The organism is Niastella yeongjuensis, assembly GCF_900110245.1.
In the GTDB taxonomy this organism is placed as follows: domain Bacteria; phylum Bacteroidota; class Bacteroidia; order Chitinophagales; family Chitinophagaceae; genus Niastella; species Niastella yeongjuensis.
This window is the reverse complement of the sequence record NZ_FOCZ01000004.1, coordinates 679,917-696,570: the sequence shown is the minus strand read 5'-3', so window position 1 is coordinate 696,570 and position 16,654 is coordinate 679,917. Positions and strand designations below refer to the sequence as shown.

The window sequence follows — 16,654 nt, the reverse complement described above, 5'->3', positions numbered from 1 at the left end:
ATCTATCAATGAAACTGACTATCATATTTAACTCCTGCAAGTGCAAAGAAGAGGCTTTTAAAAAGCTGGCTTTATGGTATAATGAAGTAGAAGCCGCTGGTATTGATTCTTTCAGATCCGTTGCCAGATCAATTGAAACCCACTATTTGACTATACTCAACTACTTTAACAACAGAAGTACCAACGCTTCTGCAGAAGCTTTTAATGCCAAAATAAAATCTTTTAGGGCTTCTGCCAGAGGTGTAAGAGATATTAACTTCTTCTTATTCAGACTCCAGAAAATCTATGCGTAAAAACCCAATCCCCCAAAAATTTAACTTGATCCTTTATGGGTACGTTTCTTGCGTCATCCGTGGCGTCTTACCTAACTTTAAAAAGACGCGAGAAACTTTACATACGACGCTGTTTATTAACACTTTGTAAGAACTGAACTCGGAATTTAACTGCCCCGTTGGGGTAATTTTAAACCATTAAATGCAGCGCCATTATGGAAAAGAGTTTCGGTTTGTATTTCTTCATCAAGAAATCTAAAAGCAGCAAAGCAGTTGAGCATTTTATCTACCTCCACATTACTGTTGATTGCATTGGTTGTGATATAAGCACCAAACGGAAATGGGACCCGGCCAAATGGAATGCCGATGCAGGTAGGGCAGAAGGCAAAACGGAAAACGTACGGTCGCTGAATTCCTATCTCGATCTGTTGCAACGGAAAGTGTACGAAGCCCGGCAACAACTACTACATCATGGCCATCCGGTTACTGCGGAGAACATTAAAACCGTTTTTCATGGGCAGGAAATCCAGACGCATAAGTACATGCTGATGGAAGTGTTTAAGAAACATAACGACCAGATGGCGGAGTTGGTAGGTCAGGAATATGCGCTGGGTACCCTTGAACGTTTTCAAACGGCTTACCGGCATACATTATCCTTTTTGCAATGGAAATACAAGGTAGATGATATCGATATTAGTAAGCTGGATTATGAATTTATAAGCGAGTACGAATTCTGGATAAAGAGCGTGCGGAAGTGCAACCACAACTCCACCATAAAGTACCTATCCAATTTCCGGAAGGTGATCAACCGGTGTGTGCGGCATGGCTGGCTGGTAAAGGACCCGTTTGCTAATTTCAAAATGACCATGCGGGAAGTGGAGCGGATAGCCCTTACAGAAACCGAACTGCAAACACTGGTCGCCCAGCAATTCCCAACCGACCGGCTTAAGGTGGTGCGCGACATCTTCCTGTTCAGTTGTTATACCGGTCTGGCCTACGCTGATGTAAAGAAGCTCAAACGCTCCGAGATCATCATTGGCGTTGATGGTGAACAATGGCTGGTAAGCCGTCGGCAGAAAACAGATATCTCTGCCCGGATTCCCTTACTGCCAGCTGCTCTGTCCATCATTGACCGGTATAAAGGCCATCCCCATTGTCAGGGCAAAGACCTGGTGCTGCCAATACTCAGCAATCAGAAAATGAATGCTTACCTGAAAGAAATAGCTGACGTGTGCGGGATACAGAAAACGCTTACCTACCACATTGCGCGGCATACATTCGCCACCACTGTAACGCTCACTAACGGGGTTCCTATTGAAACCGTATCAAAGATGCTCGGCCACCGGAACCTGCGAACCACGCAGCACTATGCGAAGATCTTGGATAAGAAAATTGGGGAGGATATGAAGGGGTTGCGGGAGAAGTTTAGGTAGTTGACTTTTGGAAATTCCTCGAACAAGTTGGCGATAAAAAAACAATTAGATAGATAAGTTAGGTATTGGAAAAAGTTTATTTTATTTTGGTCGTGAAATCTATATGAAAATGCAAGATCAGTTCTCTGATGAAATTAAATCTGTTTTTTACTCGATTTATAACAATGATCAAGGTAATTTAAAGTACGTTCCAGAAGAGCTTATGAAACATGGTTTAGGTTATATGCAAATATTAATGCTTACGAAAACGGAATTAAATCTGGGGCTTGGAGAAGCTATGATGTTACTAGAAATCCCGGATTGCACGGTTTAATTATTTGTTCTATATTATTAAGAATGGAAAGTATAAACTCAGAGTTGATAACATAACTAAAGTATGGAAATCAAATTAAACACTACTCGATAGTACGTATTTTAATTAACTAGTGTATTATGGAACCCTTAGATTTTCATACACAAGCTATTGAAAAATTGACCAGGAGATATTCTAATGGAATTGATAATTTAATTACAGGGAATGATGTTTTACATACTCACGTATTTAAAGAATATATCCCTGACTTTTCACTACCACAATATGATATCTTTTTGACAGGAGGCGATGCTCCAGTTTTGAGTTGTCAATTAGATAATGGGAATTTTTTTCTCATGACTACTACACAAATGTTTAGTATTTATTCAGGAGTATTTGCAAGAATGAATTATAAAGATTATTTGTGGTATAGTCATAAAGTATTCAAGGCTAATGGTCCTTTATTCTCTGAAAAAAACGTAAAAACCAGAACATGGAAATATTATTCAACAGATCGAAAAGAATTTTGGTATGAAATAGATTCCATTCAACCTGCAGATGCTGCTGACTGTTGTATTTTATATTTTGCACGCAAGGCTTATAATGTGACACCACCAGGTTTAGATGACCCTGTTTGGGGAGGGTAGCAGGGAGACCTAAGGCATCATTAATAGGTAGAACGGATAGAAAATTGATTCCACTATGACCGATCTTGATATGCTAAAACGACAGTTCGAATCCTGTATGATAGGTGGTGCAATTGGGGACGCTTGGGGTAGTGCGTTTGAAAATATAAGCACTCCGAATAATAAAGCAACTTTCTTTTTAGGTCAAATAAAGGAACCGGTTAGAGAATGGGCTTTTACTGATGACACACAACTAACCATGGCGACCTGTGAAACCATGTGTACTTCCCCTGGCTTTGCTCCCGACCTGCTGGCGCAGGCTTTTGTGCGCTATTACAAAGAAAGAAGGTTGACAGGGATTGGGGCGAGTACATTAAAGGCTATTGTTGAATTAGAGGCCGGAGCACATTGGAGTCAGGTGGGGCGATCCGGAGAATTTGCAGCAGGTAATGGTGCTGCAATGCGTATTGCTCCGCTTGCATTCCTTGGCAGCATAACAAGGGAAGATATCAGGGATGCCTGTAGGATTACTCACCGGAATGATGAGGCCTATGTTGGAGCTTTAGCTATATTTCTAAGTATTAGAGCAGTATTATCGGGAGCCTGGACCGGTGAAAACAATTTGTTTGATCTGCTAATTCCTGAATTACCTGATACACGGGTACGTGACAGATTAATTGATATTAATTTTATTCAAAACAAGTCTGATATAAAATCCATTGCTAAATTAGGAAAGGATGGATATGTAGTAAATTCTGTTCCTTTTGCCATCTTCGCCGCAACGCAGGTCATCAAAATTGGTTTGCACAAAATGTACGAAAGCGTAATTGATGAAGGTGGTGATACGGATACCAATGCCTCCCTAGCCGGCCAGATAGCTGGTGCCCTGCTTGGAATTGATAATTTCCCTGAACAACTTTTGTTAAAATTACAAACAGTAGATCAATATAAATGGATGTTGGAGATTGTTTGTAAAACTCAAAAACTTATAGAGTAGTTGGCTGTTTCAGGATTATTTTTCGGTGCTTAAGTTCTTTCGAAATAGAGTCTTAATGCCGATTATTCCTAAAGTTAATATGAAATCATTAAGTATGGTCAAAAAGAATATAAATACGATTGGAGTATCCCCTCTATCGAGGAAGTACGGATAGTTGTTATTGACTAGCACCAGTGGAAATCCAAAGATGTATTTTAATGTCCAACCGATATACGCAGCAATTTCAGGAGGTCTTTCATCGGTCATCGATGTAATAATAAGCGCTATAAATAGAGCAAATTCGAATCCCAGTAATAAACTGATGTACTTAAGTATCCTTTTGAGCATTCTAAAAACATTCAGTTGGTGTTCCTATAACTAACGATAGGTTCTTTAATTCAACTATTCTTTTCAGCTATGTTGTTCCAAAAAGAAACTTCAGGATATTTAGTCTGTGTTTTCTGCCAAAACCCCCATATATCATGGGCTATGCCCTGACTCAAATTGACACCCCAATAAATGATATCATTGCCATGCATTGATAACACATTCTGGTTTTTATCACAGACTAAACATCTATGTCCTAAATAAGGAAAAACATAAGGCACTTTTCCCGATAAAAGGTCTAATTCGGAAACTTTATTGTCTTCTAAAACCCATTCAATTTGCCCCTTAATTTTCTCAATATCTTCAGGATATGAATAAAATGTAGGACCATACTCAGTATCTTCATCGTTGCCGGTATGATTTATTCCAGGTCTATCAAGTCCATTCATAGTTCTTAAGAAGTTTTTCAATGAATCAGGAAACCTGAAACCCAATTGACGTTCAAAATCTAACAATTCTTCTTCGGTAAGGCCCTTCTTCCATTTACTTCCTTCCTGGATTTGAAATCCCCAACACTCTTCTAGTTCGACCTTCTCCCAGAGCTTTTCGCTCTCTTGTTTTATTCTTTTGAAGCTATCGATGGAATTATTTAATTGACGGAATTCTGATGGTTTCATTGGGGTAATATTATAAATTTGCGTCAAATTATTTCGGCTTGCCCGATTTGTCTGGCCCCTTCTTGTATCCACCAAACCCTTCCCTTCTCCAAATATTTTTCAATTGGTTGATTAATTAGAAATCGAACTGTTACTTCTCCTTCTTCTCCGGGCTCAAAAGTGGCTTGGCTATCAAGTATTATATCGCCAATAAATGTTTGTAATAATTTTCCGTCGTCGGGGTATTCAAAAACATGATTTGGTCTATACCCACTAATAAATCCAGTTTGTCGACCACCTTCTTCTGTTGATTTAAGTTTTAGCCTTGCCTTTACTGAAATCAGTTCGCCAGGATTTTCATATTCTAAGTCTCTAATGCTTGTTAGTGTATATTTATCATAGGCCATAATATCAAACACCTTTGATTGGCCAGTGTCAAGCCAGCGTTTGTATATGAGATTTCCATTCATGTACAAATACAGTTCATTACCTTCTATTTTTTTTAATATCGCCATTGTCTTTATAATTGTCACTAATGTTCCATGTATTTCGAATACAGGGGTTTTGTATACAATTATTTTGCAATTGATTTTAAAGTAAACTTTGCTAGCTCTGTATTTCCTGTGGTTGCATCTGGAGAAAATATGTAACTACCAAGAACCTGGATGGCTTGTTCTTTCTTGCCGTTTTCATTTAAAGCGAGGGCACGATTGATCAATAGTATGCCTTTCGTTTCGCTATCTGCTTTTAATGAAAGTCCATGTTCAATGGCGGTGTGTTTTTCCTGCCTGTCATCTGTTAATATTGCAATTTCTTTCCACGCAGGTGCAAAACCTGGAAATTTTTCTGTGATGGCTTTCGCAATTTCAAGCTTTTTATTTGTGTCATCGGCCCATTCGATTTGTAGATAAGATAAATACATTCCTTTTGGGAATTTTCCTGCTTTTTCCCCCTCCAATGCATATATAGCTGTTTTGGCAGTAAAAAAGCCCTTTGGCTCTACTGAATCCGTTTGTATGTAATATTTTAATGCGTTTCTATAATCTCCTTTTAGAAGGTAAGTAAATGCAAGATCGTAAATTGGATACGCCCAGTTCGGCTGAATTTGCATTGCTTGCTCAAGCCTATTAATAGCTAAATCATACTTTCCAGATTGGCCAAATGATCTCGCCTCATCATGGAGACTTCTGGCTTTTGAGTTTACATATTGATCTGCTTTTATTTCGTAGTTAACGTTCCCTGTTACGTTAGAAAGATCAGCTTCAGATAAAATGTTGCCAGAACTGTCTTTAAAGACAATTGCGTTGTTTTCAGAAATCATACTTTTATTATTGGGCTGGCATGAGAAAAAAATAAAAAATAACAGGTAAAAAAGATTTGCTTCAATCCTCATATCTATTTGTTTCTTGTTTATTTTTCAAATTAAATCCTTCCTGAACCAATCGGAATTCCAACAACCGCATAACCAAAGGATGATGCTTTTTCTTAGCTAAAGACGGCAGTCTTCTTTTTCCCAAACGGCTATCCAAGACAGCCAAAAGATTTATTAAAGGACTAGGGTGGGCAAGGCCCTCCTCAACAGTAAGATTCAGATATTCAAAACAACAGTTATGTAAGTCAAAACGAGAGAACTCACCTTCTTCAATTAGTAGCCCTGGTGTTCGTTCTTCATCTTTGACAGCCGGATGTTTTAAACAGTTTGTTGAAGTTGCTTCATGATATATACAACAATAGATTTCTCCGGATTTCATTGTAGAAAAATTGACAACTTCAATACCATCTATTGTAATCCATCCCCGTCCGGTCGAACTATTAGGTTTATTATAGCGGGTAGAAAAAATTTCAACTCGTTTTCTAACAGAGTCTGCAAACTTCTCTTCTGTAAGTTGCTTTAATTTGCTCCACATCATAAATTTGACATTTATCCTTCGTGGTCTTTTAAAGATTTGATAGCAAAACCTAAAACGTCTTTATGACTTAGTTTATAGGTTACTGCGATCTCCAATAAGTTATCAAACCCAAAGTTAACTTGCCCCTTCTCAATTTTACTTAACTTACTATTGTCAATATTGGATGTGAACGACAATTCCCGTACACTTTTTATTTTTAGTACATTCTCGCGGTGCCGTTGAAGGTATTCTCCAAATTGTTTTCTGATCTGTTCTTTAGTTTTTGTATCCATAGTGCTTCTTGAAAAAGTAAGATGGGTACATTTGTGGAAAACTATTTGGTCGAATTCGACCAAATGGCAATATTTTTCCTACCTTGTGTATAATTGGAAACTACCTCTAAAAGAGGTTTTATTCACGAGTCTCGCCACACGAACCTGAGAAATTCAACAAATGCGAGAGTAAGTGAAGCCCAATCTCTATATTTACAATATAGGGTTGGGCCTATTTTGCTCCTTCGCATTTGCCTACCATATGGTAGGGGGCTTCTCAGGGCCTGTGTGGCAGGGGCGGTAGGCATCAACCCTTTTTATATTCTTTGTGTTTGGCCCGTTTTAATTCGTTCCCAAACCTACCTCCCCAGGGGCTCATCAAACCATATCAGGTAACCTAAAATCTTTACAGATGAATGAGCCATTAAACACCTCCCGCCCTGGGATATCCTTTTCTGGTAAATCCTACAACAAACATCCCCAATGGTACAATCAGCCATTGCGCCTTTCCGAAGAGCAATTAAACAATCCAATTCTTGTTTTTGATGACTTTTTCCAAGGTTATCATTTAAATGAAACCCGGGAAGTATTATGGCAATGGCTTTTAGCCGTTATTTCAAGCGATGGAAGTATAGCTAGTGAACCGCTTGAACGAAGTAATCATATCTATTTTTATGAAAAATTAGAGGAGGTTCTTGAAGCTGCTTTTGTTATTAAAACCAACCAGCCTGCAGGAGAAATAAATACTCCTTCAACCCGGACAACGCATCCGGAATCAAATCCCGACGCTGGTGAAATCTTTAATAAGGAAAAAAGACTAATTGAATATGTAAATGATGATCCCTTATATGTAATAGGATATGTATTTAATCCTGCAAAATGGTACCCTAATTGTTTAAAAGAATGGGTAGAAATTGCATTGGTTTCTGAGGATGATGCATACTGGAATGCGGATGATCGACAGACCCTAGTAACCTTTATGGATCATTTACATTTTCTTATCGAATCCTTGTATATAATCAATCTGCAAAGAATATCAGATTCATCTAAAAAGGAATGGGGTCAAAAAGTTTATACACCTCACCTTCTTAGTAAGCAACAAGCCGGCAACCCCAGGCAGGTAATTATGGAGTTTTTTGAAAAATATCCTATGGTATACATCATGAGAGAATTGGAAGATCTATTAGAAGCAGGGATAAGCCATACCGGCCCCTGGTGAGATCAAATTGCCAGTCCTTGGGAAGTATTCGACACATATCGAGATATTCTTTGTCTCATAAAGTCAGCTGAACAACTTTTGAAACCAGATTATTCAACCCTTTTTTCTAGTGAGGTATGACAGATATTGGTGTTCGATTACGGGAATTCAGAATACGATCAGGTACTAAGATGCCTGTTATTGCAACTGAAACCGGTATTGCAAAAGAAACGCTGTATAAATGGGAAAAAGGAACAAAACCCAGTAAAATAGAGGACTATTTTATATTGAAGGCATACCTGGATAAGATGGAAGGTAAGTTGGAAGAAGAAGCCTTTGAAACGGAAAATCAGAAACCATCTACATTGAGGCTGTCTTTAAGAAATAATCGTCCGGCAGTTCCACAAACTGATGGCAAAGTGGCCACCGGCAGTATTATTTTTTCCAATAATGAACCAGAGTTAATTGTGGATCGCATCAATGCTCCTTTTCTTGGAGTTGTAGATGGTGTTGTTGAAGTTAATGGTGACAGTATGGAACCAACCTTCAGCAATGGTTACCGGATAACAATTACCCGGCTAACAGACAACTGGATTCTTTTTTCCGGACAATATTATTACATAATCGACACCAACTGGCAGGGTATCATCAGGAGAGTTTACCAGGGGGAAAAGGATAATAGTATTCGGTTGGTTTCTGATAATCCTGACCAGTCAAAATTTCCACCCATGGAAAGAAACCTCGATCAAATAGAAGCTATTTTCAAAGTAGGTGCGGCAATTATTAAGTATTAGAAAAAATATCCAGAAGGAGTATGATGAGTGGTCCAGATACTCACATATTAAAAAAGAAACAGGAACGGGTCAGCCTATTACTTAAAGAAATTACAAGTTATATTGATATATCTATTCTTGATGTAGTGCTGTATTGCGGTTATAAAGAAAAACAGCTTTCTTCTTTTAGTAAATGCGCCAAGTACAATTATTTTCCAAAATTTCTTACCTCAAAGATTGATACCGTTGGGGAAAAATTGGAGCAGGTAGCTAAAAACCCTGATCTAATACGTGCATTCAAGGAATCCAAAGAAGAAAATGAAAAATGGGGCTTTGAAAATCCGTCCAAATCTTTTTTGGTATGGATTCCCCTTGACCTGGCAATACCGGTAGCTGATTACAGAGGCACCAATTCTCCTTTATCATTTACACAAATTGGAGAACGTAAAGGGATTGTTGCTTTCCGAAATTCTTCAAAGCATGAGGCAGATGGAGAGATTTACATTGATCACATTGGCATGGCAACAGATTTAGAACCCGGTTCCAGGATAGCTATAAAAAGGATCAACAAAATAGACTGGCAAACCGATCGCTACTATTTAATTATCGATATATCTGATCAGGTAAGTATAAGGGAACTGCTCCCTGGGGATGACAATGAAACAATCAAATATGTATCCACAAGAAACCCTGATGGTCCACATATGGAACTTCTATTAGATAGAATTGTGGCGATCTTTAGCTTGGTAGATGGGAATTGTATTCCCAGGCCCAAAAGGAATAATACTATTGCTTCTACTGACATTGATAATTTATTATGTAGGAAATGAAAAACAATAATACCAGAGATCAACATGAAATGGAATTACTTGACCTAATAGAACAATATCTTAAAAAAGTAACTCCTGATCATTGCGATGACGACGGAATAGTTGCTGTATCATACTTCCTTCTGGGAGATGTTACCTTTTCAGATAATCTCCTTAACTATTCGCTTTCCTCAGCATCGGCGTTAGCGGCCTTTTCCAAAAGCGAGGTGCTTATTCACTTAAAGAAGTACATGAGCTGCCATGAAATTGACATCTTATGTGATTTGCTAAAACGGATGATTGAATTCTGCAACCAGGTGGAAAGGAATAATCTTATCCTAGCACAATTCGATCAACTGCTTTGGGATATTTGCGACACATCACATATTTCGACAGAGGTGATTATTAGCTATAAAAGCAAATATGATAAACTCATAAAAAGTTTAAACGCCTAATAATATGCCATTAAATAAATCCTCATCAGAATTAAACTTGTCCATTATGAAACTTAGTCAAAAGGCACTTCAAGCAATAAACAACCCGGCTACTCGCCGCCGATTGATGGATGTGCTGGGTTGTACTGAATTTACCATTTCCCGGTATATTCAAAAGAATAGCGATAATCTCACCAAAGCCGCCGCCTTGCAGGTGATCAGGGAAATAACTGGTTTGGCAGACAGTGAAATTCTGGAAGGGCCACTCAAAAAATTGAGTCAGTAACAAGAGGCCACTGTTTTAATAAAACTACTAATCAGAGCTATTACCATGAAGCCCCGACGTGTCTACGCCGGGACTTTTATTTTTATACGCATTTCAGATACAAAACATTATTTCAATTTATTTTTTAAATCACTCACCTCCCGTTCCTTAGCATCTACTAGCTGCTGAATCATCTTACGAACAGAATCCTCTCCATGTAAAAGTTCATCGACGAAGCCGGGATTGTTTTGGTGTAAACTATCTGTAGACAAGAGTAATCGATGGACAGCCGGATCGCTCTTTAGTTTAAGAAATCGATATTTATAATCGTTAGCCCGGTATTGATCAATCTTTTGACTGGTATTATACCAGCCGCAGAATGTCAAACACAGAATAACAAATAGTACTGCTGTAATAATTATTATCTTATCAAAGTGGTGATGGTGCAATACTTTATTTTCTACCGGCTGCTTTAATAAAGTTACACTGGTTACGAGTTTGCCTGATAGTTCTTCCATTTGCCTGGTAGGAAACCTGATGGCAGTAATAGCAACTTTCACCTCGGTTAACTGCTTTTTAAAATCAGAAATCTCATTTGTTATGCCTGGAATTGCGTTCGTTTTTTCCTGAAGGCTTGCAATTTGCTCGTCCTGCTTTTTCATCTTATTGGTTACCACTTCTGTAAAAGGGGTGGACATATCATTGTTTTGTTGTGTCATATTTTACCTATTTGTCTGTTAAAAGGTTACCGTTTATGCCTGTGTGACTGTTTCTTTTTTTTCCGATGGTATCCCTTCTGGGAAAATTCATAGGGCAGATGGTCCTGGGTCGATTCGGTTTTTAGAAGATCCTCCAATAAATTGTTCATTTGCTTAAAGACCTCGACAGCTTTTTTCGATACGGAATTATCCAGGGAGGTATTTGGGGAATTACGTTTTGACAAAGAATGTATTTTTCGGAAAACCTGTTTTGTCTCCTGAGGCGCGATCGATTCTTTCTTTCCACTTAGCAAATTTTCAGCGTCTTCTTTAATCACCTGGCCTAAGGCTTTCTGTAATCCGGCGAAAGAAAATTTCCGGTCAACCTGGCTGCCTTTAAAGGAGAAATTACCAGTTTTAAAACTTACACCTTGTATTTCCTTTGTCTGACCCTTGTATTTAAATTGTGTGTCAATTCCCAGTTTTTGCAACCGTGTTACGAGTTCATTTAATGTATTAGAATGCGACAGATTTTCTACAATGGCCATATATATCTTATACCGGGCAACCTCATGCTCGTTCATGTTTTCCAGATTGGTAAGCGCGAGGTCTTTTTTTATTGCAGGAATTAATTTGTATTCCTGCGTTAGCTGTTGCGCTACTTTTTTACCCCGTAATCCTGTGAAATTATCTTTTATCACATTGCCATTGTTGTCGACCATGTTGGCTACAACATGCAGGTGTAAGTGTGATCTATCAGTATGTTTTACGATTGAATATTGGGTGTCTACAATTCCCATTCGCTCCAGGTACTGCCCGGCAATTGTTGTTAATGTTTCGTCGGATGGTTTTTCCGTAGGATGAAAACTTAGGATGCTGTGAAAAAACGCTTTTTGTTTTCCCGGGCGCAGTTGTTGCTGACGGATAAAATCCTCCGCCATCAGCTTGTAATCAAACTCCCTTACGCCATCGGTTGCTAGCACTTCCGCTCCAGGTTTATTACAGATGTACCGGCAGGTATGATAAACTGAATCGGCTGGAACTACTTTGCTGATCACGATTTCAATTTTTTAATGATCTCATTTAATTGCTGGCGATAGTTTTCAAAAAAGATCATGGTCTCGAATAATCCTTCCCGATGACATGCCTTTGCCATTTGGTTCATATTGTTGGTCATGCCAACCAATTGCCTGGCAAAATGCTGTTCTTCTGCGGTTAAGCGAGGAGTTATTGTGGCGTAAATGGAAGCCTTCCGGATATAATTTGAAACTGAAAAGCCACAACTGGCGGCTTTTTCTTTTACAATAAAATACTCGGCACGGCTAAACCGCACACTTGCATTGATCTCTTTTTTGACAACTTGAGCCGGTCTTCCGGCTTTCCTTTTCTTCTTTTCCTCATGTTTCATGCGCTTCAGTTTAAATGTATTTTGTATTTCTTTTTGCGACCAACGGGAGCAAAAAGCGAGCGTGTGTTTGGCCCCAGGCAATTTTTGTTCTACAAACACACCGCTCGCCATAAAAGCTGATTCATCTTTCTCCTGGTTGGTAGCCCTATTCCTACTGTCAATTCATAGGTCTGTTATTTGGGGTTATAGCTTTCTCCCCAGTCGTTGGGATTGCTGCAAACTTGTCCGGTCATGGATCAACCAGTCGTTTAGATCTTTGTGACCACCATAAAATTCACTTCGATCAATATACTTGTCCCGGTTCCAGTTCAATGCTCTTTGCGTACTGTTTATGCCTGCTGCATCTCTGTCCAGGAGCAGATGAACACGCAGGTATTTTTCCAGGAGGTCACGGCTTTTATCAAGAAATGAGAGGGAGTTTAGTATTAAGTTATTGGCCAGCGGAGCCGTCTGGTTTTTATTGATGGTGCAAAATGAAAGGAAGGAAAAGAAACCTTCAAATACGGCAATCTGTTCGGACTTGTTGTCAATAAGTGTTATGTCTTTTGGCGAACTGCTGCCTTTAAAGTATTCGCTTCGGAGTTCATAACCACCGGCTTTATTGGGAAAACCAATAACCGTATACTGCTTTCCGTACAAAGAAAAATCAACTTCCCGGCAGTATCTGTTGGCAATTTCCGGGGGGATTTGTCTTTTTCCTAGGTAGGCCACCAGGTCATTGGCGCACAAATCGCGGGTAGCCAGCACCACAATTTTAGGTTCGCTATTCTCTTTATTTTCACCAGCAATGCGGGGTGTTGAAACCATAACCCTACCAAATTCAGTAGGCGGGTGAAAAGAAAGAGCCTGCTTTTTGTATTTTGTTAGTTTTTTAAGCAGGTCACTGACGGAACAATTATGGTAGCATGTCCCAAAATCAATCAGGTCGCCGCCTTTCCCCGTCCCAAAATCAAACCATACACTGAGCTTTCGGTTGATCTTGAAAGAAGCGGTTCGTTCCTGCCTTAACGGGGATATATACCAATAATCCTCGTTATGTATTTTTTGTGGGTGATGGTTTAACGAAGCCAGGTAATCGACCATATCTATCTGCTTTGCCTGTTCACACGATAACTGTTTCATATTTGAATTTTAAGCTTCTTTAGTGGAATTAGGTTTTCCCCGTTTGTATTTGGGCGTAGGATCAGTGGTGTTATTATCGGTCCCGCGAATAGATTCCCGGCTGAAAACTTTCGGGTTATTTATGCCACTGCTGCGGAGACTATCTTTTAGATCCAGCCATAGCCGGATATTGTAATCCGCCAGTTCGTGCAATTCTTCCAGCGTTAACTTGTGTGGATTGGATACGGTGGGGGAGGATTTTCCTTCCGAGTGTTCTTCAAACTCGGAGAAGATGTTAGGAACAAACCCTTCACCGATTTCCAGATTCCGGTTTATAAAGAAGCTGGTTCCGTGAAGCCTTATTTGCTTTCCGGTACTCAGCTGAAAGATTTGCCTTTTAAATTCGGCCATAAGAATTAAGTTTAAATTTTAATAATAGGTGTTTCAAAAAAGGTAGGGAGGGGGCTGGTGAAAGAAAGGCTTAAATTTTCGGGTCCGGGACTTCTGTACTCATAAGTTTCTGAACATCCTGGAACAGGAAATAAACCCTCGATCTTACTTTTACCGGTTTCAGTTTTCCGGCTTTGATCCAACTGTAAATAGTAGGTTTGGTTACCTGGAATAGCGAACACAACTCTACGATCTTTAAAAGCGGCTTGTAGGTTAATCCTGACGTTTCCAAAACGTTTTCTTTGGGCGGGCTTTATTTTTCTATTTTGGCTACCTCTTCCCTGATTATTTGGCGGATGTTTTGCCAGTATTCAGTTGGTTCATAGGGAAACAACATAGGAGTGTTTCCCTTTTGGGATAGTTCTTTCATACACTTATTGGTTTAATGGTGAATAATAATGTAAAGATGCTTTAAGGAAAAAGGGAAATATCAGAGTCTTGTACGAGGCTCGGGAAGAAAAATTTAACTGGGTCCGTGGCCGCGGTTGCGTTGACCCATACGACGGAAATATGTAGGTAACAGTGTTACCATTCTGCACAAAATCTTTCATACACATAACTGTTTTAGGGATGCAACATACGTTAACGAGTGGGTGGGGAAAAGCTAAGTATACTTAGATATTGGAAAAATCACGGGTTTGAGGGTATATTTGAGTAAATAAGCTAAATATTGTTTTTACAAAAAATGGAAACAGGTAAGGAATATGTGAAATGTCACAATTGCTGCAAGGTGATAGCGGAATTATTTGAAGAAGGCATGGAGCCAAGTGCAGAGGACTGTTATAAATCCGGAAATGTACCGGTGCCTAACATGGGCTGGCTATGCTCCCAGGAATGCGCAAATGAATTTGAAAAGAAAATTGATGTCACCTTTGCGAGGACCAAGGATGGTAAGGTTGATTATTACGCTAGTTAAAGATCAACTTATTTAACAACTGTCTCAATTTCAACAGAGTAGGTGAGTGACCAAATAGATAAGCAGGTCCGCTCAAAGGGATTTACCTTTTCGGTTTTTGTCCCGTTCATTGCGTTTTTCCAGCAGGTCTGCAATTTTCTTAAAACGCTCTTGTTCCAACTGAGCTTTTTTATCGATTTGGGATTGCGAATATTCCTTTATTTTTTCTTCTATTTGTTGAATTGCCAAAGCAGGGGTTAAGTCTATTAACATAACAGGTTCAACAGAATTTTCTAACCCATCTGTATCAACTATATTTGATAGTACAATGCTTTTGTCATTCATTGGAAACTTTTCCTGATAAAACTCGATCATTTGTCCAAAAGAAAACTTCTCAAGTAAAACGGCTATGTCTACAAAATCTTTCTTTTCCTTTCTGTGACAAATGGCGTCGAGTTTAAAGGCTGCAATGTCTTCAAGACTTGCAAGGCGGATTTCTCCTTCAACGGTGGCTGGGCGAATAAACTTTACGGCCCAATTATATATATCAAGTTTTCGGAAATCATCTGGTCGACCGGGCAGGGGGAGAGTAAAGCTCATTCCGTTCCTGGTTTCATTTAAGAACACGACATCCGGGTTATACTGTAAGATGGCTGTTTTTACGTCCAGGATATCAAAAGACCGATCGGTAAAAAAATCAAGGTCATCTGATTTACGATGGCCCATTTGTAGTGAAAGGGCCGTACCACCAACCAGTGAAAAAGGGGATAATTCTGGTAGCGTTGAAAAATCTGTCAGGACTTGAAAAAGTGGAAGGTCAATTGTGTTTAAGTGAAGCATAGGCTTTAAAATCTTGTAATGGTAATCCTAGTAAAGCGTGGGCAAGAAAAAGCCCTTTCCTACTCAGGTACTTATTATTCTGTAAAATTGCACCTGCCTCATCTTTTCCATAGATCACAATAAATGAAAGTACATCATCGAACTTTCCTCGTTCGAAGATCCGGGAAATAATAAAGTTCCTATCCCGAGATAAATCCAATTTGTCAGGGTCTACGTCCCAAAATGCATACTTGGGAAACAAAATACCAATATCTCTTCCGGCTTCCATACCCTAAAATTACCACAAATTCCTGAGTATTAGAAACTTGAAAATCAGAGTACAATATGAGAATTTAAGTTCAAATTATTGTCTCAATTTCATTTCAAGTTCATCCAGGATTTTGGAAACGCCGGCGTTTCCTGTGTCTTTAAAAAAGCCTCTTGCATTTTCAACTCCTTTAAGCATTTCAGCCCGCTCTTTAGCCGAAAGACTGGATAGCTTATACAACCTGGAAAGGTTCTGTTTTAATTTGTCTTTGTCTGAGCCATAGAGCTTATTAAGGAGTGCTGCCGATTGATCATTGGCAGGTAGTAAAGGCGTGTTGGTAATTTTAGAATTGACGTAATGTATGATAATTAGTGTAGGAGCCTGGTACTGGGTGCGTTTACACTTCGTTGTTTCTTCTGCCTGGTTCGCCAATTTTTCTTGTTCGCCAGAAACTACCTCTAGTTTTGGCAAGAAACTCCAAAAGAAGGAGGGGAAATAAATAAATGCCGTAAAGCTAACTAGTGCTGGTAGGCCGGCAAATAAAATAGAGGCAAATAATGTAATCCAGCTATTGCATTGTGGTAGTGTGAACAGTACGGCAACCGCCATGATCACACCAAAATGAGTCAAAACCTCTCTGAACCAATAATTAGCAATTACTATTTTTCGGGTAGCCTTGAAATTCCAGGCGGGATGTAGCCCAAGGTGTTTCTCATGTTCCGCTATAAATAGCGATCTTATGTTGTTGATTTCTAATGTGTGCTCCCTGGTTATGAAGGATGCCATACTCCTC

Annotated in this window: 24 protein-coding genes; 10 read left to right on the top strand and 14 right to left on the bottom strand. The window is 39.1% G+C overall.

The features are described from left to right. From BMX95_RS14145 to BMX95_RS14125, 5 genes are all read left to right on the top strand, one after another. Positions 1 to 293 (top strand): transposase (locus tag BMX95_RS14145; protein WP_143067615.1); only part of this gene is annotated, 293 nt, incomplete at its 5' end. A 194-nt stretch (positions 294 to 487) separates the two neighbouring features. Then, complete coding sequence (locus BMX95_RS14140) at positions 488 to 1,705, top strand: site-specific integrase (RefSeq protein ID WP_081202993.1); 1,218 nt, start codon at positions 488 to 490, stop codon at positions 1,703 to 1,705. A 103-nt stretch (positions 1,706 to 1,808) separates the two neighbouring features. Beyond that, positions 1,809 to 2,018, top strand: a complete 210-nt coding sequence (locus BMX95_RS14135) for a hypothetical protein (RefSeq protein WP_081202992.1) — start codon at positions 1,809 to 1,811, stop codon at positions 2,016 to 2,018. Between the two features lie 119 nt (positions 2,019 to 2,137). Continuing rightward, positions 2,138 to 2,644, top strand: coding sequence for a hypothetical protein (locus BMX95_RS14130; RefSeq protein WP_081202991.1), 507 nt, complete (start codon positions 2,138 to 2,140; stop codon positions 2,642 to 2,644). Positions 2,645 to 2,699: 55 nt separating this feature from the next. Next, complete coding sequence (locus tag BMX95_RS14125; protein ID WP_081202990.1) at positions 2,700 to 3,620, top strand: ADP-ribosylglycohydrolase family protein; 921 nt, start codon at positions 2,700 to 2,702, stop codon at positions 3,618 to 3,620. Between the two features lie 377 nt (positions 3,621 to 3,997). Here BMX95_RS14125 and BMX95_RS14115 read toward each other — a convergent pair whose 3' ends face one another. From BMX95_RS14115 to BMX95_RS14095, 5 genes are read right to left on the bottom strand one after another with little or no spacing between them, the layout of a single operon-like run. After that, positions 3,998 to 4,603 carry an SMI1/KNR4 family protein gene (locus BMX95_RS14115; RefSeq protein WP_081202988.1) on the bottom strand — a complete coding sequence of 202 codons (606 nt, stop codon included), beginning with the start codon at positions 4,601 to 4,603 and terminating at the stop codon, positions 3,998 to 4,000. A gap of 23 nt (positions 4,604 to 4,626) precedes the next feature. Then, on the bottom strand, positions 4,627 to 5,097 hold the full coding sequence (locus BMX95_RS14110; RefSeq protein WP_081202987.1) for a hypothetical protein: 471 nt from the start codon (positions 5,095 to 5,097) through the stop codon (positions 4,627 to 4,629). Between the two features lie 59 nt (positions 5,098 to 5,156). Beyond that, the gene (locus BMX95_RS14105; protein ID WP_081202986.1) at positions 5,157 to 5,975 is read right to left on the bottom strand and encodes a tetratricopeptide repeat protein; all 819 of its coding nucleotides are present in this window, start codon (positions 5,973 to 5,975) and stop codon (positions 5,157 to 5,159) included. Next, positions 5,965 to 6,492, bottom strand: coding sequence for an SF0329 family protein (locus BMX95_RS14100; protein WP_081202985.1), 528 nt, complete (start codon positions 6,490 to 6,492; stop codon positions 5,965 to 5,967). The genes BMX95_RS14105 and BMX95_RS14100 overlap by 11 nt, the downstream gene beginning before the upstream one ends. Positions 6,493 to 6,503: 11 nt before the next feature. Continuing rightward, positions 6,504 to 6,764: a helix-turn-helix domain-containing protein gene (locus BMX95_RS14095; RefSeq protein WP_081202984.1), complete on the bottom strand. Its 261-nt coding sequence runs from the start codon at positions 6,762 to 6,764 to the stop codon at positions 6,504 to 6,506. A gap of 391 nt (positions 6,765 to 7,155) precedes the next feature. On the opposite strand from BMX95_RS14095, the gene BMX95_RS34970 reads away from it, so the two are divergent. The 5 genes from BMX95_RS34970 (at position 7,156) to BMX95_RS14070 (ending at position 10,243) form a co-directional block, all read left to right on the top strand. Then, a complete protein-coding gene (locus BMX95_RS34970; RefSeq protein ID WP_177193694.1) occupies positions 7,156 to 7,962 on the top strand; it encodes a hypothetical protein in 807 nt (268 codons plus the stop codon). 116 nt (positions 7,963 to 8,078) lie between these two features. After that, positions 8,079 to 8,735 carry an XRE family transcriptional regulator gene (locus BMX95_RS14085; RefSeq protein WP_081202983.1) on the top strand — a complete coding sequence of 219 codons (657 nt, stop codon included), beginning with the start codon at positions 8,079 to 8,081 and terminating at the stop codon, positions 8,733 to 8,735. A 20-nt stretch (positions 8,736 to 8,755) separates the two neighbouring features. Next, positions 8,756 to 9,544 carry a hypothetical protein gene (locus tag BMX95_RS14080; protein ID WP_133053999.1) on the top strand — a complete coding sequence of 263 codons (789 nt, stop codon included), beginning with the start codon at positions 8,756 to 8,758 and terminating at the stop codon, positions 9,542 to 9,544. Beyond that, a complete protein-coding gene (locus BMX95_RS14075) occupies positions 9,541 to 9,978 on the top strand; it encodes a hypothetical protein (protein ID WP_081202981.1) in 438 nt (145 codons plus the stop codon). The genes BMX95_RS14080 and BMX95_RS14075 overlap by 4 nt, the downstream gene beginning before the upstream one ends. 46 nt (positions 9,979 to 10,024) lie before the next feature. After that, positions 10,025 to 10,243 (top strand): hypothetical protein, encoded by a 219-nt coding sequence (locus BMX95_RS14070; RefSeq protein WP_081202980.1) that lies wholly within the window; start codon positions 10,025 to 10,027, stop codon positions 10,241 to 10,243. A gap of 107 nt (positions 10,244 to 10,350) precedes the next feature. Here the strand turns inward: BMX95_RS14070 and BMX95_RS14065 are convergent, their stop codons facing one another. From BMX95_RS14065 to BMX95_RS14020, 9 genes are all read right to left on the bottom strand, one after another. Then, positions 10,351 to 10,941 (bottom strand): hypothetical protein, encoded by a 591-nt coding sequence (locus BMX95_RS14065; RefSeq protein WP_081202979.1) that lies wholly within the window; start codon positions 10,939 to 10,941, stop codon positions 10,351 to 10,353. Positions 10,942 to 10,967: 26 nt separating this feature from the next. Continuing rightward, the gene (locus BMX95_RS14060) at positions 10,968 to 11,978 is read right to left on the bottom strand and encodes a relaxase/mobilization nuclease domain-containing protein (RefSeq protein ID WP_165759039.1); all 1,011 of its coding nucleotides are present in this window, start codon (positions 11,976 to 11,978) and stop codon (positions 10,968 to 10,970) included. Continuing rightward, on the bottom strand, positions 11,975 to 12,328 hold the full coding sequence (locus BMX95_RS14055) for a plasmid mobilization protein (protein ID WP_081202994.1): 354 nt from the start codon (positions 12,326 to 12,328) through the stop codon (positions 11,975 to 11,977). Before BMX95_RS14055 ends, BMX95_RS14060 begins: the two co-directional genes overlap by 4 nt. A 183-nt stretch (positions 12,329 to 12,511) precedes the next feature. Beyond that, the gene (locus tag BMX95_RS14050; RefSeq protein ID WP_081202977.1) at positions 12,512 to 13,450 is read right to left on the bottom strand and encodes a toprim domain-containing protein; all 939 of its coding nucleotides are present in this window, start codon (positions 13,448 to 13,450) and stop codon (positions 12,512 to 12,514) included. A gap of 9 nt (positions 13,451 to 13,459) precedes the next feature. Further along, a complete protein-coding gene (locus tag BMX95_RS14045; RefSeq protein ID WP_081202976.1) occupies positions 13,460 to 13,840 on the bottom strand; it encodes a hypothetical protein in 381 nt (126 codons plus the stop codon). A gap of 70 nt (positions 13,841 to 13,910) precedes the next feature. Then, on the bottom strand, positions 13,911 to 14,111 hold the full coding sequence (locus BMX95_RS35495; RefSeq protein ID WP_262493613.1) for a helix-turn-helix domain-containing protein: 201 nt from the start codon (positions 14,109 to 14,111) through the stop codon (positions 13,911 to 13,913). Between the two features lie 756 nt (positions 14,112 to 14,867). Further along, entirely contained in the window at positions 14,868 to 15,614 is a 747-nt protein-coding gene (locus tag BMX95_RS14030; protein WP_081202974.1) for a nucleotidyl transferase AbiEii/AbiGii toxin family protein, read from the bottom strand. Next, positions 15,592 to 15,882: a DUF6922 domain-containing protein gene (locus BMX95_RS14025; protein ID WP_081202973.1), complete on the bottom strand. Its 291-nt coding sequence runs from the start codon at positions 15,880 to 15,882 to the stop codon at positions 15,592 to 15,594. The genes BMX95_RS14030 and BMX95_RS14025 overlap by 23 nt, the downstream gene beginning before the upstream one ends. Before the next feature lie 75 nt (positions 15,883 to 15,957). Further along, positions 15,958 to 16,647, bottom strand: a complete 690-nt coding sequence (locus BMX95_RS14020) for a hypothetical protein (protein ID WP_081202972.1) — start codon at positions 16,645 to 16,647, stop codon at positions 15,958 to 15,960. Positions 16,648 to 16,654 lie beyond the last annotated feature (7 nt).